This window comes from Nonomuraea montanisoli (genome assembly GCF_013363975.1).
GTDB classification, from domain to species: Bacteria; Actinomycetota; Actinomycetes; order Streptosporangiales; family Streptosporangiaceae; genus Nonomuraea; species Nonomuraea montanisoli.
The window spans coordinates 59,001-78,004 of the sequence record NZ_JABWGN010000015.1 but is presented as its reverse complement, the minus strand read 5'-3'; the positions used below and the strand labels follow the sequence as shown (position 1 = coordinate 78,004).

The following is a 19,004-nucleotide window of genomic DNA, read 5'->3' as shown; positions in this document are numbered from 1 at the left end:
GGAGGTTTCATGCGCAGACCCTCACCCCCCACGCCGCGTCGATGGGCGGTGGCCGCCGCGGCGGCCTCGCTCGCCCTCGCGGCCCTGCCCGCGGTCTCCGTCCCGGCCTCGGCCACGACCCGGGCCTCGGTACGGGCCGAACCCGAGCCGGCCGTCTCGTCGCCCGCGCCGGACCCGGCCACGTCGGGACCCGCGGACGCGTCCGGGTCCGGCGGCCGGTCCGCCGACCTCGACGTGCTGTTCGTCGGCGCCCACCCCGACGACGAGGCGTTCACGCTCTCGACGCTCGGCCAGTGGAACGAGGACCACCACGTCCGCACCGGCGTCGTCACCGTCACCCGCGGCGAGGGCGGCGGCAACGCCGTCGGCCCCGAGGAGGGCCCCGCGCTCGGCCTGATCCGCGAGGCCGAGGAGCGCACGGCCGTCGGCAAGGCCGGGGTCCGCGACGTCTTCAACCTCGACGACGTCGACTTCTACTACACGGTCAGCGCGCCGCTGACCAACCAGATCTGGGGCGACGACACGCTGGAGAAGGTCGTCAGGATCGTCCGGCAGACCCGTCCCGAGGTGCTGCTGACCATGGACCCGGCGCCCTCCCCCGGCAACCACGGCAACCACCAGCAGGCCGCCCGCCTGGCGGTGCAGGCGTTCTACGCCGCCGCCGACCCGGCGGCCTACCCCGAGCAGATCACCCGTGAGGGGCTGCGGCCGTTCGCGCCGTCCCGGCTGCTGCAGGGCGGCGCGCGCGGCACGTCGCGCACCGGCCCCGACTGCGCCGCCACCTTCCGGCCCGCCAACCCGGCGCAGAACATCTACGGCGTCTGGAGCGGGCGCCCCTCGGCCCGGCAGGGCGGCCGGACCTGGGCGGCGGTCGAGCGCGACGCCCAGCGCGCGTACGCCTCGCAGGGCTGGGCCGTCTTCGGCGACGTGCCGACCGACCCGGCCCAGCTCGGCTGCGACTTCTTCACCCAGGTGGACGCGCGGGTGCCCTTCCCCGAGCCGGGCAGCGCGGCGGCCGCGGCGCCCACGGCCGTCCTCGACGGCGCCCTGGTGCGGGCGGACGGCGCGGCGCCGCTGGGCACGCAGCTCACGCTGCGGCCCGGCACGTTCGACGTGCGCCCGGGCACCGCGTTCAGCGTCAAGGTGACCGCGACCGCACCGTCCCGCGAGCCGCTGGGCCGCTCGTCGGCGGCGCTGCGCGTGCCCGACGGCTGGAAGGTCACCGGCTCCGGCGACCTGGGCCGGCTCGCGCCCGGACGCACCGGGACGGCCACGTTCACCGTGACCCCGCCGCAGGGCGCGGCTCCCGGTCAGCGGGCGCGGCTCGCCGCGACGCTCACGACCGAGCGCGGCTCCGGCTACACCGACCGGCAGGTCGAGGTGAGCCCGGCCGTACGCGGGGTGCAGCAGCTCCTGCCGCAGGTCGGCCAGTACGAGAAGTGGTCCGCCGAGGTCGGCGTGCCGCAGCTTCGCGGCCTGGTCACGCCCGTGCTCACGCTCCCGACCGGCGGGTCGCGCCAGGTCGGCGTGGTCGTCACCAACGTGAGCGGCACGACGCAGTCGGGCACCGTGCGCCTGGACCTGCCCAAGGGCTTCACCGCCGACCGGGCGGAGGCTCCCTACAGCGGGCTCGCCGCCGGGGCGTCGGCGACGGTCACGTTCACCGTCACCAACACCGACACCTCGCTCAAGACGTCCAACGAGGGCGGCGACTACGCCTACACCATCACCACGACCAGCGCCGACGGCTCCAGCGTGAGCAAGCCGGCCCTGGAGCTCGTGCCCACCGCGGTCATCCCGAAGGCCGCCGCGGCACCCGCCGTGGACGGCGCGGAGGGCGACGGCGAGTACGCCGGACCGGCCCTGGACATCTCGCGCCTGTGGGAGGGCACCGCCTGCGCGTCGGCGGCCGACTGCTCCGGCACGGCCAAGGTCACCTGGCACGACGACACCCTCTACCTGCTCGTCCAGGTCAAGGACGACGTGCTCGGCACCCGGCTGGCCGCCTCCGACTGCAAGCGGCACTGGCGCACCGACGCGGTGGAGGTGACGATCGACCCGCGCGGCACGTCGGAGAACACCTCCACGACGTTCAAGACGGCCGTGCTGCCGGTCACCGCCGAGGGGCCGCCGTGCGCGCTGCGCGACGCGGACAACCACCAGGGGGCCGCCACGGGCGTGCGGATCGCCTCCAAGGTGTCGTCCGGGGCGTACGCGGTGGAGCTCGCCATCCCGATGGAGCAGCTCCCGGGCGCGGTCGACCCCGCCCACCTCGGGCTGAACATCCTCGTGTACGACTCCGACACCCAGGACAAGACCGGCCAGACCCGGATCGGCTGGTCGACGTGGGGCGGCGTGCAGGGCGACCCGTACCGGTGGGGCGTCGCGACGCTGCCCGGCTACCAGCCGCCGGCGGGCCGGCCCACCACGCCGCCGGACCCGGTGATCCCGGCCACCGGCCTGTCGAGCCTGGACTCGCCGCAGTCGCTGGAGCAGGCGGTCCGGCTCGGGCTCCCGCTCGCCGGCGGCCCGGCGGCCAGGACGTCGGAGAGCGGCCAGGTCACCTCCGCCACGGGCGGCCAGGGAGCGGTCAAGGTGACGCTCCGGGCGGCCGGTCCCGGTGAGGCGCACCTGTTCGTCCGCGACGGCCAGGGCACGGCGGGCAGCCGCGTCGTCAAGGTCGGCGGCAAGGGCGTCACGACGGTGAGCGTGCCGGTGACGCGGGCGCTCGGGGCCGACCCGGCGGTCGTGGCCGGGTGGCTCGCGCCGGGCGGCGGGACGACGGCGTCGCGAGCCGCCGTCCGCTGACCTTAGCCGGGTCTGAGTCAGAGGCCATCGCGGAAGGTGATCTTCCGCGATGGCCTCTAGCTTTTCCGGCATGGACCCCCTGATCAGCCGCCGCGCCCTCAACCGGGCCACCCTCGACCGGCAGCTCCTGCTGCGCCGCGCCGCCCTGCCGGTGGTGGACGTCGTCGAACGCCTCGGCGGCCTCCAGGCGCAGACCCCGCACACCTGGTACACCGGCCTGTGGAACCGGATCGAGGGCTTCGACCCGGCCTCGGCCTCCGCGCTGCTGGAGTCGCGGGCCCTGGTGCGCCTCGCGTTGCAGCGCTCGACGATCCACCTGGTGAGCGCGCGTGACTGCCTGGCGATGCGGCCCCTCCTCCAGGTGGTCACGGAACGGATGACCCGCACGACGTTCGGCCGGCGCCTCGCGGGCGTGGACCTGGACGAGCTGGCCGCGACCGGCCGGGCGCTGCTGAGCGGGCGGCCGATGACGTTCGCCGAGCTGGGCCGCGCGCTCGCCGAGCGGTGGCCGGGCAACGACCCGCACGCCCTCGGGCAGGGGGTGCGCTGGCTCGTGCCGCTGGCGCAGGTGCCGCCGCGCGGGCTGTGGGGCAGGAGCGGGCCGATCGCGCACGCCCCCGCCGACTCGTGGCTGGGCGGCCCGGAGGTGCCCGCGATGACGGCGGCCGAGCTGGTGACGCGCTACCTCGCGGCGTTCGGCCCGGCGACGGTGAAGGACGCGCAGACCTGGTGCGGACTGACCCGGCTGGCCGAGGTCGTGGAGGGGCTGGACCTGGTGCGCTTCCGCGACGAGGACGGCCGCACCTACCACGACCTGCCCGACGCGCCCCGGCCCGGCGAGGACGTGCCGGCTCCGATCCGCCTCATGTACGACTTCGACAACCTGTTCCTGTCGCACGCCGACCGCACGCGCGTGATCACCGAGCGGGCCCGGGCCGCGCTCGGCGCGTTCATGGGGACGAACGTGGTGCCGCGCCTCATCCTGGTGGACGGCTTCGCGGCCGGCGACTGGACCGTCGCCCGGGCCAGGGGCGTCTCCACGCTCACCCTGCACCGGTGGGAGCCGATCGCCCGGATGGACGAGGTGGAGGCGGAGGCGCGGCGGCTGCTGGAGTTCCTGGCGCCGGGTGACGCGCACCGGGTGGCGGTCCTCGACGGCCCCTCCATCAGTGCTGCATAGCACAACGATGTGCTGCATACGGTGAACTCCGGACGGCGCGGGCCGTAGGGTGGCGGGCGTGCCGGAGCGGAACCAGTCGACCTCGCTGCGCCGGGCGCTGGCCGTGCTCGACCACGTACGCGACAACAGCGGCCTCACGCTGACCCGGCTCGCCGAGGGCGTTGGCCTGTCCAAGAGCACCGTGCTGCGGCTGACCGCGCCGCTCATCGAGGCCCGGCTGCTCGAACGCGACCACAGGAGCGGCGTCTACCGGCTCGGCCACGGCACGCTCCGCCTGGGCCAGGCGTACCTCGCCACGCTCGACCTGCGCGCCGTGGCCGCCGAGGAGTCGCACCGGCTGATGACCGAGGTGCGGGAGACCGTCCACCTGGTCGTCCACGACCCGCCGCACGTCGTCTACATCGACAAGGTGGAGAACGAGACGAACGTCCGCATGGCCTCGCGCATCGGCAGCCGCGGGCCCGCGCACTGCACCGCCGTGGGCAAGGCGATCCTGGCGTTCCTGCCCGGCGACCCGGTCGAGGGGCTGGAGCTGGAGTCCCGTACCCGGCACACCATCACCGACCCCGACCGGCTGCGGCGCGAGCTGGCCGGCGTCCGGCGGCGCGGCTACGCGGTGGACGACCGCGAGAACGAGCCCGAGGTGCGCTGCGTGGGCGCGCCCGTCTTCAACCACACCGGGGCCGTGGTGGCCGCCGTCTCGGTCTCCGGGCTCACCTCGCGCATCACCGCCGCGCGGGTACGCGAGCTGGGCCCGCGGGTGGCCGCCGCGGCGGCGCGGATCTCCGGAAAGCTGGGTGCGACGACCTGATGACCACATCGACCACTCCTTCGGCGGCGGCCCCCGATCTGGTGACGTTCGGCGAGAGCATGGCGCTGTTCACCGCCCGCCGCACCGGCCCGCTCCGCTTCGCCCGGGACTTCGACCTCGGGATGGGCGGGGCGGAGTCCAACGTCGCGATCGGCGTCTCCCGGCTCGGGCACCGCGCGACCTGGGTCGGCAGGGTGGGCGCGGACGAGTTCGGCGACCTGATCCGCTCCACGCTGCTGGGCGAGGGCGTGGACGCCCGCGCCATCACCGATCCCGCCGCCCCGACCGGGCTGATGATCAAGGGCAGGCGCACGGCCGAGCTGGTCGACGTGCGCTACTACCGCGCCGCCAGCGCCGGCTCGCGTCTGACGCCCGGCGACCTGGACCCGGAGCTCGTCACCGGGGCCCGCGTCCTGCACGTCTCCGCCATCACGCCCGCCCTGTCGGCCTCCGCCCGCGAGGCCGTCCGGCACGCGATGACCCTGGCCCGCTCGGCGGGCGTGCTGGTGTCACTCGACGTCAACTACCGGGCCGCGCTCTGGTCGCCCGCCGAGGCGGGGGCGTGGCTGCGGGAGGCGGTCGCGGACGTGGACGTGCTGTTCGTGACCGGCCCCGAGGGCCGGCTGATCGCCGACGTCGAGGAGCCCGCCGAACTGGCCCGCGCCCTCGCCGCCCTGGGCCCGCGGCACGTCCTGGTGAAGGCGGGCTCGGAGGGCGCCCTGGAGCTGTCGGGGGACGTCGTGCGGCACGCGGAGCCGTACCGGGTGACGGAGGTGGACCCCGTCGGCGCGGGCGACGCGTTCGCGGCGGGCTGGCTGGCCGGGTGGCTGTCGGGCCACGATCCGGACCAACGGCTGCGCACGGCCTGCGCGGCGGGCGCGTTCGCGGTCACCTCGCAGGGCGACTGGGAGAGCCTGCCCCGCTCCGCCGACCTGCATCTGGTCCAGCGGCGCGCGGCGGACGGCGTCAGCAGGTAGCCGCGCCGGTCGGGTCTTCACCCGCACACCGGCCGGGTCTTCCGGGCGTGCCGGCCGGCCTTCCCGGCGCGTCACTCGTCGCCGATGACCCGCTGCACGTGCGCGACCGCCGGGGGGCTGTAGACCTGGATCACCTGGCCGATCGCGGCCTGCAGCCGGGGCAGTGACCACCCGGCCGGTCGCAGCGGCTCGGGCAACTGGGGGGCGCGCAGGGTGTCGACCATGGCCCTGCCCAGCAGGCGGCTCAGCGTCCGCAGCGCCTCCGCGTCCACGGGCGGCCGCTCGGGCGCCGAGCGCACCGCCGCCTCCATGGACTCGGCCTGCCGGTCGTACAGGTCGCTCAGCGCCCCGAGGCCCCAGGCGTCGTAGGCGGCGCGGGCGGCCTCGGCCTCCTCCATGGCGAGCGTGGCGTGGCACAGCCGTACGCCCTCCGGCGGGGTGAGCAGCGGGCCGAGCCCGGCGGAGCGGTCGGTGACCGCGATCAGCACCCCCTGCTGGAGCAGGCCGTACCCGGTGAGCAGCGCGGCCCGGCGCAGCGCGTCGCGGTAGGCGCGCTGCCCCTCCGGCACCTGGTAGAGCAGCGCGTGGAACCGCCCGTCCCACTCCGGGACGGCGGCCGCGGAACCCTGCCGGATCCGGGCGAAGCCGGCGGCCAGGTCACCGGCCATCCGGTAGCGCGTGCCGCCACCGCGCCGCTCGCCGGTCAGATGTCCCTCCTTGCGCATGCGGGCGATCAGCGCGCGGGCGGCTGCCTCGGTCAGGCCCAGGTCGCCCAACAGCCTGGTCAGCGCCGTGCCGGACAGCTCCTCCCGGCCCGCGGCCCCGAACAGGAACGGCACCAGCGCGACCGACCGACCCCGTGAGGGTCTTGCGGTCAGCCGTGGCGATGATACGTTTTCTTTCACGTTCGTGAGTTTATCTGACACATCATGAACGTGATCTTGTTTCGACGGAATGAGGAGGGTCCGTTGGCGAAATTACGGGCCGTAGCCCTGAACTGGGGTCCGACGATCGCGTTCAACGTGGTCCTGCCCTGGCTGACGTACACGCTGCTGACCGACCGCGGCATGTCCGACGTCGCGGCGCTCGCCGTCTCGGCGGTCTGGCCGGCCGTCGAGGTGCTCGGCGTCCTGCTGATCCGGCGCCGCCTCGACGACTTCGGCGTGCTCGCGCTGATCGTGGTCGGGCTCGGCGTGATCGGCTCGCTGGTGTTCCAGGACGAGCGGCTGGCGCTGGTCAAGGAGTCCGCGGTGACCGGGCTGTTCGGGCTGGTGCTGCTCGGCTCCCTGCTGACGCCCCGGCCCCTGATGTTCTACTTCGGGCGCAAGTTCGGCACCGACGGCACCGACGAGGGGCTGGCCCGGTGGAACTCCCTGTGGCAGTACGCGGGGTTCCGCCGGGTGCAGCGGATCCTCACCCTCGTCTGGGGCGTCGTCTACCTGGCCGAGGCGGTCGCCCGCTTCGCCCTGTCGTACGTGCTGCCCACCTCGGCCATGGTCACGGTCTCCACGGTGCTGCCGATCGCCGTCACCGCCGCGCTCGTCACCTGGACCATCGCCTACGGGCGCCGCAGCCGCGCCGCGGCGGCCCGCAACAACCCGGCGGCGTTCGCCCCGCAGGAGGGCCTCACGTGAGCGAGTGGCCGCTCGGGTGCGCGTTGCGCGACTCCGGGGTCGCGGGCTCCGGCACGACGGCCTCCCGCAGCGCGGGCTCCGGCGCGGCCTCCCGTGTGACGGCCTCCTGTGCGGCGGCGTCCTGTGCGGCGGCCTCCGTCAGCGCGGGCGTCTCGTCGGCGGGCGCCTGCTCCAGGCTCGGCTGATCGCCTCCTTCGATCGCGCCGGGTCCGGCCGGTCCTTCCGCCGCCGGCGCTTCCCCGCTCTGCCCGGCCGTCTGCCCGGCGGCCTGGGGAGCGGCCTGTGCGGCCCGGTCGAAGAAGCGCAGCAGCTCGACCGGCAGCGGCATGATCAGGGTGGAGTTCTTCTCGGCGGCGACCTCCACCACGGTCTGCAGCAGGCGTAGCTGCAGCGCGCCCGGCGTCTGCGACATGATGCCGGAGGCGTCGGCGAGCTTCTGGGCGGCCCGCAGCTCGCCGTCCGCGACGATCACCCGCGCCCGCCGCTCGCGCTCGGCCTCGGCCTGGCGCGACATGGAGCGCTTCATGGTCTCCGGGAGCTGGACGTCCTTGATCTCGACCCGGTCGATGTGGATGCCCCAGCCGAGCGCCGGGCTGTCGATCATCAGGGCGAGGCCGCGGTTCAGCTCCTCGCGGTTGGTGAGCAGGTCGTCCAGCTCGCTCTTGCCGATGATCGACCGCAGCGACGTCTGCGCCACCTGCTCCACCGCGTGCATGTAGTCCTGCACCTCGATGGCCGCCCGCATCGGGTCCTTGACCCGGAAGTAGGCGACCGCGTCCACGCGGACGGAGACGTTGTCACGGGTGATGCCCTCCTGCGTGGGCACGGGCATCGTGATGATCTGGATGTTGACCTTCTTCATCCGGTCCGCGAACGGGATGAGCACCGTCAGCCCGGGTTGCCGGATCTCCTTCTGGGCCCGGCCGAAGCGGAAGATGATGCCCCGTTCGACCTGGTTGACCACCCGCAGGCTGCTGAGGACCACCAGGATGACGAAGAAGGCGATAACGGTGAGAATGATGTTGATGTCCATGACGGCATCCCTTCCATGTCGAGCCTAGGTCCCGGAGGACCTCCATGGGAGGGCCCGGCCGCCTCAGCCGACCGGGGTGACGTCCACGCCGCCGCACACCCTGCCCTCGGGGAGCGGGACGGTCAGGCCCGTCCCCCCGTCCGGGGGCGTGGCGCGCAGTCCGGCCGGGCTGACGCAGCCGGGCTCCACGACCGTCCAGTGCAGGACGGACCGCACGCTCGCACCCGGCTTCAGCGTCTCCACCGCGCCGGGCCCGTCCACGTGCCGCACGGTCACCGGCAACGTCGCGCCGTCCGCGTCGAGCAGCGCGACTCCGGGATGGCCGGACAGCACGCAGGAGACGCCGGAGACGTTGGTGAAGGTCAGGGGGACGTACCGGTTGCCCGCGCCGGGGTCGATCCGGCCGAACCGCATCTCCAGGTCGCCGGAGGGGCAGGTGTCCGAAGCGACCTGACGCGCCGGGACAGGCTTCCGCGACACGACCGGGGAGACAGGACGCGTCTGGGCGAAGGCGGTGCCTGCCACCAGCAGGCCCAAGCCCACGATCCCGACAATCCCCAGCTTCCTCATCAACCTCACTTATGCCCTCCAAGAGCCCGCCCAACGCCACGGAACCCCAGCAAACGGACATGACGCCCTTGACGCGGCGTCACCCTCGCTTCATGCGCCGTCACCTCGCGCCCAGGCCAGCACACGGGCCGCCAGCACGGCGGGGTCCCCGTCCGCTCCCCCGTCGTACGAGCCTCCGGACGCGAACGCCGTCGGGATGAGCGCGCGCCCCTGCCGGGCGTCGGCCATCGCGTCCTCGATCTCCTCCTTCGGGCAGCCGCGCGCCTCCAGCCGCCGTCGCCGGACGTCGTCGGGGCAGTCCAGCAGCGCCCACCGGAGCGGCCCGTCCCACCGCCCGCCCGGCTCGAGCTCCTCCGCGTCGGGAACGGGACAGAGCAGCAGCACGGGGTGCCCCACCCGGCGCACCATGGCGACGATCCGCCCCCACAGGCGGTCGTAGGCGGGCCACACCGGGGCGGCCCCGGGTTCGGCGACGGGCACGCCGAGCAGCGCGCCCTCCTCCAGGATCTCGTCCATGTCCATGACGACCAGCCCGCCGGCCCCGCCCAGCAGGTACGGCAGCAGGTACGTCTTGCCCGCGCCCGGCGCCCCCGCGAGGAGGCACAGCGGTCCCCGCCCGGCCATGAGTCGATCTTCCATGCGCGCGATCCTAGTGAGCCCGCGGCCTGGCCGGATCCCGGGCTTGACCTTGACGCTGCGTCAGGGTTGCACCATCGCCTCATGAGCACTTCTCAGCAGCCCCCGCTGGGCCGCCTCCACCAGGTCGACGGCCGCCGCCTGTTCCTCCACCGCTCGGGCGCGGGCGGGCCGGCCGTGGTGTTCCTGCCGGGCGCCAGCGCGTTCGGGCTGGACTACCTCAACGTTCACGAGCGCGTCTCCGCGTTCACCACCTCCGTCCTCCACGACCGCGCCGGCACGGGCTGGAGCGACCCGGCCGAGCTGCCGCGCACCGCGGCCGAGGTCGCGACCGAGCTGCGGGACCTGCTGCGGGCCGCGGACGTGCCGGGCCCGTACGTGCTGGTGGCGCACTCCCTCGGCGGCGCCTACGCGCGGCGCTTCCTCCAGCTCTTCCCGGACGAGGTGGCCGGGGTCGTCTACCTCGACGCGTTCAACGAGGACTGGGACGTCCACATGGCCGACGAGCGCCTGCGCCTGAAGCCGCAGCCCGTGCCGGGCGACGTGATGCTGCGCCTGGTCACCCTCCTCGCGGGCGGCCAGTACAGGAAGATGCTGGCCACCTGGCCGCGCGAGGTCCGCGACGCGCTGCTCGCCCGCCATCTCACCGTCGCGTCGCAGCGGGCCGGCGCCCAGGAGCGCGGCGACATGCCCGGGCTGGCCGCCGAGATCAGGGCCGCGGGGCCCGTGCCGGGCAGGCCGCTGCTCGCGTTCACCGCGCTCGGCGTCGATCCCGCGATGAAGCTCATGATGCCGAAGAAGACCCTGACCGCGATGAGCGACGGCAAGATCCGCCTCGGCGAGGCCCTGGCCGCGGCGGCGCCCGGCGGCGAGCACCGCGTGCTGGAGAACGCCCGCCACAGTACGATCTGCACGGACGAACCGGACGCCGTCTCCCAGGGCGTCCGCGATCTTTGGCAACGCGTGTGCTGAAGGAGCTCTCATTGCTCACCATTGGCCAGCTCGCCGCCCATGCCGGGGTGACGGTCCGCGCCGTCCGTCACTACCACCACTGCGGCCTGCTGGCCGAGCCCGAGCGTGACTCCTCCGGCTACCGCCGCTACGACGCCGCCGCGGTGGTCGACCTGATCCGGATCAGGACGATGGCCGACGCCGGCGTGCCGCTGGCCCGCATCGACGAGCTCCTCCACGCCGGGCAGGAGGAGTTCGCCGAGGCCGTCGCCGCCATCGACGACGACCTGCGCGCGCGCATCCGCGACCTGATCCGGCAGCGGCGGCGCATGGCCGAGCTGGTCGGGGGCGAGCGGCTGTTCCTGCCCGCCGAGGTCGTCGCCGTCCTCGAACGGCTGCGCTCGCTCGGCGTCAGCGAGCGGACGGTCCGCGTCGAGCGCGACATGTGGATCATGATGGCGGCGCAGTCGCCGGAGCTGCTTCCCGAGCTGGTCGCCGTGAAGAACGCCTCCTTCGACGACGCCGAGCTGATGCGCCTCTACGTGGCCTGCGACGAGGCGTTCGACTGGGACCCCCGCGACCCGCGGCTCGCCCGGCTGGCCGCCGACATGAAGGCGTGGGCGGCCCGGCGGCAGGAGCACGAGGACGTCGGGCCGGGCACGCGTGCCCTGCTCGACTCCCACCTCACCGCTTCCTCCCCCGCCTGGGAACGGCTGATGAGCCTGGTCGCCGCCCCGTAGCCGCCGGCTTCAGCTTCGCAGGGCGAACCAGGCCGCGGCGAGCCCGCACAGGGCGGCCGCCACGACCAGGGACAGCGCGGTGCCGGTGACCGTCCCGAGGCCGGCGCAGGCGCCCATGACGGCGACCCCGAGTGTGGCCCCGGTCTGACGCACGGCGTTGAGCAGCCCTCCGGCGGCGCCGGCCGTGCCGGCGGGCGCGGCGGCGATGACGGCGGCCGCCAGGGCGGGCAGCACGAGCGCGACCCCGGTCCCGGTGAGCAGCAGCCCCACGGCCAGCCAGCCGTACCCTGCGCCGGCGCCGACGGCCCACGCCAGCCCGCCGCCGCCCGCGGCGAGCAGCGCCAGCCCGGCCAGGATCGGCGGGCGCGGGCCGACCCGGGCGACGATCCGGCCGGTCAGCGGCGGGTTGACCACGAACGGCAGGGTCAGCGGCAGGAACGCCAGGCCGCTGACCGCCGCGCTCAGGTGCCGGCCCTGCTGGAGCAGCAGCGGCAGCACGAACAGGCCGCCGTTCAGGGTGAAGCTCACCGCCGCGCCGGCGGCCAGGCCGGCCCGCACGCCGCCGCTGCCGAGCAGCGTGCGGTTCAGCACGGGGGCGTCGCTGCGCCGTTCGAGGGCGGCGAACCCGCGGACCGCCAGCGCCGTCGCCACCGCGGCCCCGGCGGCGTGCGCCCAGGAGCGGGAGCCCGCCGCGATGAGCGCGTCGGTCAGCAGCGCGAGCACCGCGCAGGCGGCGAGCTGGGCCGCCCAGTCGATCCGCCGCTCCCCGCCCGGGGACCCGGCCGCCGCGCCGGAAGCCGCCGCGCGGGAGGCCGCCGCGCCGCGCGCGCCATGAGGCGCCCGCAGCCCCCGTCCGGCGGTCAGCGCGAGCACCAGCAGGCCGATCGGCACGTTCACCAGGAAGATGGCCCGCCATCCGGCCAGGTCGACGAGCGCGCCGCCCGCGACGGGGCCCGCGGCCACGGCCGCGCCGCTGATGGCCGCCCAGGCCGCCACCGCCCGGGTCCGCTCGCCGGGGTCGGGGTAGAGCCGCGCGATGACGGCCATCGAGGCGGGCACGCAGGCCGCCCCCGCGGCGCCCAGGACCGCCCGCAACCCGACCAGCACGCCCAGCCCGGGAGCGAGGGCCGACAGCAGCGAGCCCAGCGCGAACACCGCCACCCCGGCACGGAACACCCGGTCGGCCCCGTAACGGTCGGCGACCGCGCCACCGGACAGCAGCAACGCGCCGAAGACGACGGTGTAGCCGGTGGTGGCCCACTGGAGGCCGGCGATCGAGGTGCGCAGCGACGCGGCCAGGTCGGGCTCGGCGACGGAGAGCACCGTCATGTCGAGGAGCACCATGAAGTACCCGAGCGACACGCCGAGCAGCGCCGCGGCCCGCCCGCGAGCGCGCGGGGGCGCGCCGACGATGGAAAGAGTCATGCCGCCCACTGTCGGCTCCGGCCCGCCGCGACTCCACCGGCCGGACCGCAGCCCACGTTCGGAGATTCCGAACGCCGGTGGCTACGCGGGGTCCGGCGGCGGGTGGTGGCGGATCTCGGCCCGGTGTCCCGTCGCACCGGCGAACTTCGCATCGGCCGTGAGCAGCGGCACTCCCAGCAGCTCCGCGAGCGCCACGTACATCCCGTCGTAGGCGGTGAGGCTGTGACGCAGCTCCAGCACCCGCGGCTGCAGCGGCAGCATCGGATGCCGCACGATCCTGAGTTCCGCGAACCGGTCCAGCATGAGGCGGCCCCGCTCGGCGGAGACGCGCACCTCGGGCTTGCCGGTGATCACATGTCCGCGCACCACCGAAGCGATCTCGACGTCGATCAGCGCGGGAGCGTGCAGCGTGCCGGCCAGCCGCCTGCGAAGCAGATCGTCGCCTTTCACGTTCGCCAGCAGGCGGAACACGATCGATGCGTCGACGACCAGGCTCACCGGCGCCCCTCGCGCAAGGTCTCGGCCACGAAGTCGGGGTCGTAGGGCACCGGCTCGTCGGCGGCGATCCTGGCCATCACCTCGTCGGGCGTGGGGTGGGCGGCCTCTTCGTTCAGGAGGTCGCGGAGATACGCCGCCAGAGACTTGCCCGCGCGCTCGGCCCGCGCTTTCAGCGTCCGTTCGGTGGCCTCCGGGACGTCTCTGATCTGGATGATCGCCATACTCGCACGTTAGCATGCACGTTGCATGCACGCGCCGCGGAATGCCGTTCGTGGCCGTGCTGTTTGGCATGGGCGTGGAGTTGCGTCAGTTGCGGACCTTCGAGGCCGTCGTGCGGCACCGGACGGTGACGGAGGCCGCCAACGCCCTGGACCTCGCCCCGTCCAGCGTGTCCGAGCAGATCCGCGTCCTGGAGAAGTCGCTCGGCGTGACGCTGTTCGACCGGACGCCGAGGGGGATGGTCCTGACCGGGGCCGGGCGGCGGCTGCAGGGCTGGGCGCGGCGCCTGCTCGACCAGGCGGAGCAGGCGCGCCGCGAGGTGGCCGGGCAGCCGGAGGACGTCCGGCTGGGGGCGCTGGAGACGATCGTGGCCGCCTGCGTGCCGCGCGTGCTGGCCAGGCTGGCGGAGCGGCGCCCCGGCCTGCGCGTGGAGGTGCTGCCCAGCGTGAGCCGCGACGACCTGCTCGCCGACGTGATCGCCGGACGGCTGGAGGCGGCGCTGCTCCTCGACACCGGCGAGGCCCTCGGCGACCTCGGCTTCGCGCCGCCGCCCGCGCCGCTGACGTTCCTCGACGTGGACTCCGTGCCTCTCGTGCTGGTCGCCGCGCCCGGCCATCCGCTGCTCGGCCGGCCCCAGGTGTCCCCGGACGACCTGGCGGGCGAGCGGCTGCTGGTGAACGCGGCGAACTGCTCGTTCCTCATGGCCGCCGACCGGCTCATCGGCCCCGGCCCGGAACGGGTCCAGGTTGGCGGGGTGCAGGTGATGCGCGCCTGGGCCGAGCAGGGGCTCGGGATCGCGCTGCTGCCGGGGTTCGCGGTGGCCGCCGCGCTCGGGGCGGGCACGCTCGCGCGGCTCGCCTTCCCGGCGCCCGGCCTCAGCCTCCGCCTCGTCTGGCACGCCGACCGCGAGGCGACGCTCCCGGGCTTGCGTGACGTGCTGTACGCCGCCGGCACCCCGGGCTAGGCGTCACACCCCTCCGCGCGGGGCGTCACCCTTCCGCCTGTTGCAGGCGCCGCAGCGCCTCGTCCACGCTGTCGCCGGTGCCGGCGGCCACGTCGGCGCCGCCGGCGTCACGGACGACCGCGGAGTACGCGGACCCGGCCGCCACCGGGAGGCGGCTCAGGACGACGGTGTGGCCGTCGCGCAGCAGATCCTCCACGACCAGGCGGTGCTCGCGGGCCTCCTGGCCGGCCAGGGACCGGGCGGCGATCAGGGCCGCCACCGGGGTGCGGTGGCGGGTGAGCAGCAGCGGGCCGTCCTCGTACGGGAGGGTGGCCTGCCGTACGAGGTCGCCGAGCTTGCGGCGGGCCGTGGACAGCGGCAGGACCGCCAGGCCGGTCAGCGGCCCGGGCACCTCGGTGACCGGGATCAGCGCGGCCCACTCCCAGCGCTCCCGGGTGATCAGCGTGGTGGCGCCGTCCTGGGCGGCACGCGTCAACCGGCCCCAGTGGGCGCGGGCTTCCTCGACGCCCAGGGGCGCGCCGAAACGGGCGACGAGGTCGGCGCTCACGGAGGGAGCGAGGTCATGGGGAGACATCCGGAAATCGTAAGTCGCCTTACCAAAATAAGCAAGCCGCCTTACCAAGGCGACTGTCGCGGCCCGTTCGTACGCGCCTCGACCGGGGCATCGCCCGGCGCCGGGATCGGCTCGGGGACGGCGAGGTCCACCAACCGCCCGGCCAGCAGCGCGACCACCACCACGACTCCCGTGACCGCCATGAAGGCCCAGAACGGCGCGCCCCAGACCGCGAGCTGGCCCTGGACCAGCGCCAGGAAGAGCATCGCGAGCACCGTGCCCGCCACCCCGCCCCGCCCGCCGTGCACGCTGACCCCGCCCAGCAGCACCGCGGCCAGGGCGAGCGTCGTGGTGCTCCATCCGGTGCCCGGGAAGACCGCCTGCACCCGGGCGAGCGCGGCCAGCCCGCCCACGGCGGCGAGCAGGCTCGACCCGCCCACCCCCACCAGGGCCGCCACCCACGGCGACCGGAGCCGCGCCACCCGCCAGACCAGCGCGCCCCCGAGCGACACGACGACGAACAGCACGAACCACACGGAGGCCGGGATCCCGCTCCCGAACTGGCTGGGCACGCCCCGGCTGTCGGTCATGGCGACGACCAGCGCCTCGCAGGCGACCGCCGCGCCCAGGGTGACCGCCCACGCCGGAGCGGCGAGCGCGGCGACGAGGAGCCCCAGGACGAGCCCGCCGATCGCCACGAGCAGCAGCGCCAGGATCGCCGCCGCCCACCCCTGCCCGATCAGCGGCGACGCGGTGACGGCCGCTGTGAAACCGGCGAGCGCCCCGACCGCCAGGTTCGGCGTGCCGGCGCGCAGCGACAGCGCCAGCCCCGCCGCCACCAGCCCGGACGGCCCGGCCTGGCCCAGCACGTTCAGCAGATGACCGCTCGGCGCCGTCACCACCGCCACCGCCACCATGACGGCGACGAGTAATCCGAGCGTGCCCTCCCAGACGAGAACCACCAATGCCCGCATACAGGCGATGATCCCCGAGCGGGCGCGGAACACAAGGCCGTTCGGGGAGTTCGCGATCCCGCCCTACTCGGCGTCCCCGGCGCCCTCGGTGCCGAAGCCGTCGAGCGATTCGCGCTCCTCCAGGCTCAGCGTCTCCTGGAACACCGTGATGTGCAGGTCCGCCGGCGCGTCGAGCCGCGCGTTGAGGGACTGCCACGGGGTGAGGGTGGGCGGCGCGACCTGCTCGGCGCCGGCGGCCACCAGCCGGTCCGTGGTGGCCTGGGCGTCGTCCACCTCGAACGCGACCCGGATCGTCGGCGCCACCTGCCGCCCCACCTCGACCTCGTCGATGTACCGCTTCTGGGCCGGGTTCGCGATCTCCAGGGTGGCCCGGCCGGCGTCCAGGATCGCGACCCGGGCGCCCCCGTCGCTGGAGAACGCCGCCTGCTCGGGCAGCCCCAGCACGTCCCGGTAGAACGCGAGCGCGGCCTCGTAGTCCTCGGCCTCGACGACGAGACGGAGCTGGCGGACGGGCGGCTGAGTGCCGTCGGGGGTGGTCATACGAGGCTCCTGTTCATGGACGAACGTGATGTGTCGTCCAGAACCAACCACCGAACCTCCCGCTCCGTTCCCGCCCGCCGGGGCGGGATTCCGGTCACTCGTCCTCGACGGCCGCCAGGCGGCGCCGCAGGTGGGCGCGTTCGGGCTCGCTCCCGGCCGCCTCCAGAGCCGCACGGTAGGCGACGGCGGCCTCGGGACGGCGGCCGAGCCGGTGCAGCAGCTCGGCGCGCGCCGCCAGGTACGGGTGGTACCCGCGCAGCCGCGCCTCGCCGGCCAGCTCCTCCAGCAGCGCCAGGCCCGCCTCCGGCCCGTCGCGCATGGCCACGGCCACCGCGCGGTTCAGCGCGACCACCGGGGACGGGTCCAGCGCCAGCAGCACGTCGTACAGGGCCACGACCTGCGGCCAGTCGGTCGTGGCCAGGTCCGCCGCCTCGTCGTGCAGCGCCGCGATCGCGGCCTGCACGCCGTACACGCCGGGCGGGCCGCCGCTCAGCGCGGTGACCACCAGCGCCGCCCCTTCCTCGATCATGGCCCGGTCCCAGCGGCTCCGGTCCTGCTCGTCGAGCAGCACCGGTTCGCCGCCAGGACCGGTACGGGCGTCGCGGCGCGCGTGGACCAGCAGCAGCAGTGCCAGCAACCCGGCGACCTCCCGCTCGGCGGGCAGCAGCCGGCGCAGGATGCGCGCCAGCCGGATCGCCTCCTCGGCCAGGTCCAGCCGTTGCAGGTCGGGACCGGAACTGGCCGCGTACCCCTCGGTGAAGATCGAGTAGATCGCCTGGAGCACGCCGGGCAGCCGCTCCGGCAGCTCGTCGTCGCCGGGCACGCGGAACGGGATGCGCGCCTCGCTGATCTTCCTCTTCGCCCGGACGATCCGCTTGGCCATCGTCTGGACCGGCACCAGGTAGGCCCGCGCCACCTCCGGCGTGCTCAGGCCCGCCAGGCAGCGCAGCATCAGCGCCCCGCGGTCCTCGGCGGGCAGCGCGGGGTGGGCGCAGGTGAAGAACAGCCGCAGCCGCTCGTCCGGCACGTCGTGCAGGTCGTCGTGCGCGTCGGCGGGCGGAGCGTAGGCGTTCCGCTCCGCCTCCACCTGCAGGATGGCCAGCCGGGCGGCCAGGGCCCGGTCACGCCTGAGCCGGTCGACCGCCTTGCGCCGCGCCGTCGTCATCAGCCACGCGCCCGGCTTGGGCGGCACGCCCTCGACCGGCCAGTGCTTCAGCGCCGCCTCGACGGCGTCCGAGGTGACCTCCTCGGCGAGGTCGAGATCGCCGAAGCGGCGCACGAGCGCGGCCAGCAGCCGGCCGCGCTCCTCCCGGAAGACCGCCTCGATCTCACGCATCCGTGACCCCGTGCCCTTCACGCATCCATGACCCCGCGCCCCTCACGCATCCGCGACCGACCGCCTCTCACGCATCCGCGATCTCACATGCCGAAGTCGGCGACCGGGCGCACCACGATCGACCCGCCGCCGCGCGCGCCCGGGCAGCGGGCGGCCCAGTCGAGCGCGACGTCGAGGTCCGGCACGTCGATGACGTAGAAGCCGCCGAGGACCTCGCGCGTCTCGGCGTACGGCCCGTCGGTCACGCTCCGCTTGCCGTCCTTGCTCACGCGCACGGTCGTGGCGGTCACGAGGTCGGCCAGCGACTCGCCGGACACCCAGACGCCCGCCTCCCGCACGGCCTGGTCGTAGGCCATCCAGTCCTCGACGGTGCACGCGTCGTCGTCCTGGGCGGAGGTGCCGGCGTTGATCAGCAGCATGTACTTCACGGTGATCCCTCTCGGGTGGATTCGTCGTACGGCGGGGCCGCCGTACACCATCACCACGAACGGCCCCCCGCCGGATGGACACGACCCCGAGAAAACTTTCCCCGTCTCAGCGCACCTTCTCCCCCGCCGCCAGTCTGGCGACCATCCTGTCCAGGCGGGCCGCCCGCGTCCGCGGCGTCCGCGCCGTCATGAGCCGCAGGATGACCAGGTACCGGTCACTCTTGCCGAGGGTGTCGAAGAACGCCTTCGCCCGCTCGTCCCGCTCCAGCGCCTCGACCAGGTCCTCGGGGACGGTGACGTTCTTCGGCGACTCGTACGCGGCGTCCCAGCGCCCGTCGGCCTGGGCCGCCAGCACCACGGCCAGGCCCGGCGGGCGCATGCGCCCCGCGGCCATGAGCTCCTCGACCTTGGCCACGTTCACCTTCGACCACACGCTCCGGGAGCGGCGCGGCGAGAACCTCTGCAGGAAGGACGCCTCGTCGCACGACCGGGTGTGGCTGTCGATCCAGCCGTAGCAGAGCGCGACGTCGAGGGCCTCGCCCCGCGTCACCGTCACCTCGCCCGACCCCTTCTTGGCGATCCGCAGCCAGACGCCGCCGGGCGTCTCGTGGTGCTCGGCCAGCCACGACTCCCACTGGGCGGTGTCCTCGAACGTCATGACGTCCGCGCCGAGCCGGGGCGGGGTGGCGGATCCTCGCGGCATGGATGGTCCCTTCGTCGTGCCTGC

General features: G+C 74.8%; 21 protein-coding genes. 8 read left to right on the top strand and 13 right to left on the bottom strand.

What is annotated here, in order from left to right; genetic code table 11:
* Positions 1-9: 9 nt before the first annotated feature.
* The 4 genes from HTZ77_RS33890 (at position 10) to HTZ77_RS33875 (ending at position 5,776) form a co-directional block, all read left to right on the top strand.
* On the top strand, positions 10-2,808 hold the full coding sequence (locus tag HTZ77_RS33890; RefSeq protein ID WP_175593821.1) for a sugar-binding protein: 2,799 nt from the start codon (positions 10-12) through the stop codon (positions 2,806-2,808).
* Positions 2,809-2,878: 70 nt separating this feature from the next.
* Positions 2,879-3,988, top strand: a complete 1,110-nt coding sequence (locus tag HTZ77_RS33885; protein ID WP_175593820.1) for a winged helix DNA-binding domain-containing protein — start codon at positions 2,879-2,881, stop codon at positions 3,986-3,988.
* Between the two features lie 58 nt (positions 3,989-4,046).
* On the top strand, positions 4,047-4,799 hold the full coding sequence (locus tag HTZ77_RS33880; RefSeq protein WP_328808924.1) for an IclR family transcriptional regulator: 753 nt from the start codon (positions 4,047-4,049) through the stop codon (positions 4,797-4,799).
* Complete coding sequence (locus HTZ77_RS33875) at positions 4,799-5,776, top strand: sugar kinase (RefSeq protein WP_175593818.1); 978 nt, start codon at positions 4,799-4,801, stop codon at positions 5,774-5,776. The genes HTZ77_RS33880 and HTZ77_RS33875 overlap by 1 nt, the downstream gene beginning before the upstream one ends.
* A gap of 71 nt (positions 5,777-5,847) precedes the next feature.
* Here HTZ77_RS33875 and HTZ77_RS33870 read toward each other — a convergent pair whose 3' ends face one another.
* Positions 5,848-6,615, bottom strand: a complete 768-nt coding sequence (locus tag HTZ77_RS33870) for a hypothetical protein (protein ID WP_175593817.1) — start codon at positions 6,613-6,615, stop codon at positions 5,848-5,850.
* A 129-nt stretch (positions 6,616-6,744) separates the two neighbouring features.
* On the opposite strand from HTZ77_RS33870, the gene HTZ77_RS33865 reads away from it, so the two are divergent.
* Entirely contained in the window at positions 6,745-7,410 is a 666-nt protein-coding gene (locus tag HTZ77_RS33865) for a VC0807 family protein (protein ID WP_175593816.1), read from the top strand.
* Here the strand turns inward: HTZ77_RS33865 and HTZ77_RS33860 are convergent.
* The 3 genes from HTZ77_RS33860 to HTZ77_RS33850 form a co-directional block, all read right to left on the bottom strand.
* Complete coding sequence (locus HTZ77_RS33860) at positions 7,403-8,443, bottom strand: slipin family protein (RefSeq protein WP_175593815.1); 1,041 nt, start codon at positions 8,441-8,443, stop codon at positions 7,403-7,405. The two genes, HTZ77_RS33865 and HTZ77_RS33860, sit on opposite strands and share 8 nt — an antisense overlap.
* 63 nt (positions 8,444-8,506) lie before the next feature.
* On the bottom strand, positions 8,507-8,986 hold the full coding sequence (locus HTZ77_RS33855) for a DUF4232 domain-containing protein (RefSeq protein WP_175593814.1): 480 nt from the start codon (positions 8,984-8,986) through the stop codon (positions 8,507-8,509).
* Positions 8,987-9,103: 117 nt separating this feature from the next.
* Positions 9,104-9,652, bottom strand: coding sequence for a P-loop NTPase family protein (locus HTZ77_RS33850; RefSeq protein WP_175593813.1), 549 nt, complete (start codon positions 9,650-9,652; stop codon positions 9,104-9,106).
* An 81-nt stretch (positions 9,653-9,733) separates the two neighbouring features.
* Here HTZ77_RS33850 and HTZ77_RS33845 point away from each other — a divergent pair, with 81 nt between their 5' ends.
* Entirely contained in the window at positions 9,734-10,621 is an 888-nt protein-coding gene (locus HTZ77_RS33845; protein WP_175593812.1) for an alpha/beta fold hydrolase, read from the top strand.
* A gap of 11 nt (positions 10,622-10,632) precedes the next feature.
* A complete protein-coding gene (locus tag HTZ77_RS33840) occupies positions 10,633-11,340 on the top strand; it encodes a MerR family transcriptional regulator (RefSeq protein WP_175593811.1) in 708 nt (235 codons plus the stop codon).
* Positions 11,341-11,349: 9 nt separating this feature from the next.
* Here the strand turns inward: HTZ77_RS33840 and HTZ77_RS33835 are convergent, their stop codons facing one another.
* From HTZ77_RS33835 to HTZ77_RS33825, 3 genes are all read right to left on the bottom strand, one after another.
* The gene (locus tag HTZ77_RS33835; RefSeq protein ID WP_205304311.1) at positions 11,350-12,765 is read right to left on the bottom strand and encodes an MFS transporter; all 1,416 of its coding nucleotides are present in this window, start codon (positions 12,763-12,765) and stop codon (positions 11,350-11,352) included.
* A gap of 81 nt (positions 12,766-12,846) precedes the next feature.
* A complete protein-coding gene (locus HTZ77_RS33830) occupies positions 12,847-13,263 on the bottom strand; it encodes a type II toxin-antitoxin system VapC family toxin (protein WP_175593810.1) in 417 nt (138 codons plus the stop codon).
* Positions 13,260-13,484 carry a FitA-like ribbon-helix-helix domain-containing protein gene (locus HTZ77_RS33825; protein ID WP_175593809.1) on the bottom strand — a complete coding sequence of 75 codons (225 nt, stop codon included), beginning with the start codon at positions 13,482-13,484 and terminating at the stop codon, positions 13,260-13,262. Before HTZ77_RS33825 ends, HTZ77_RS33830 begins: the two co-directional genes overlap by 4 nt.
* 50 nt (positions 13,485-13,534) lie before the next feature.
* Here HTZ77_RS33825 and HTZ77_RS33820 point away from each other — a divergent pair, with 50 nt between their 5' ends.
* Positions 13,535-14,446: a LysR family transcriptional regulator gene (locus HTZ77_RS33820; protein WP_328808923.1), complete on the top strand. Its 912-nt coding sequence runs from the start codon at positions 13,535-13,537 to the stop codon at positions 14,444-14,446.
* 25 nt (positions 14,447-14,471) lie between these two features.
* Here the strand turns inward: HTZ77_RS33820 and HTZ77_RS33815 are convergent, their stop codons facing one another.
* The 6 genes from HTZ77_RS33815 to HTZ77_RS33790 form a co-directional block, all read right to left on the bottom strand.
* A complete protein-coding gene (locus HTZ77_RS33815) occupies positions 14,472-15,020 on the bottom strand; it encodes a type II toxin-antitoxin system prevent-host-death family antitoxin (protein ID WP_175593808.1) in 549 nt (182 codons plus the stop codon).
* A gap of 41 nt (positions 15,021-15,061) precedes the next feature.
* Positions 15,062-15,973: a hypothetical protein gene (locus tag HTZ77_RS33810; protein WP_175593807.1), complete on the bottom strand. Its 912-nt coding sequence runs from the start codon at positions 15,971-15,973 to the stop codon at positions 15,062-15,064.
* 63 nt (positions 15,974-16,036) lie between these two features.
* On the bottom strand, positions 16,037-16,513 hold the full coding sequence (locus tag HTZ77_RS33805) for a VOC family protein (RefSeq protein WP_175593806.1): 477 nt from the start codon (positions 16,511-16,513) through the stop codon (positions 16,037-16,039).
* Positions 16,514-16,607: 94 nt separating this feature from the next.
* Positions 16,608-17,849, bottom strand: a complete 1,242-nt coding sequence (locus HTZ77_RS33800) for an RNA polymerase sigma factor (protein WP_175593805.1) — start codon at positions 17,847-17,849, stop codon at positions 16,608-16,610.
* Between the two features lie 83 nt (positions 17,850-17,932).
* Complete coding sequence (locus HTZ77_RS33795) at positions 17,933-18,268, bottom strand: YciI family protein (RefSeq protein WP_235995600.1); 336 nt, start codon at positions 18,266-18,268, stop codon at positions 17,933-17,935.
* 115 nt (positions 18,269-18,383) lie between these two features.
* Positions 18,384-18,980 (bottom strand): YdeI/OmpD-associated family protein, encoded by a 597-nt coding sequence (locus HTZ77_RS33790; protein WP_205304310.1) that lies wholly within the window; start codon positions 18,978-18,980, stop codon positions 18,384-18,386.
* Between the last annotated feature and the right edge of the window lie 24 nt (positions 18,981-19,004).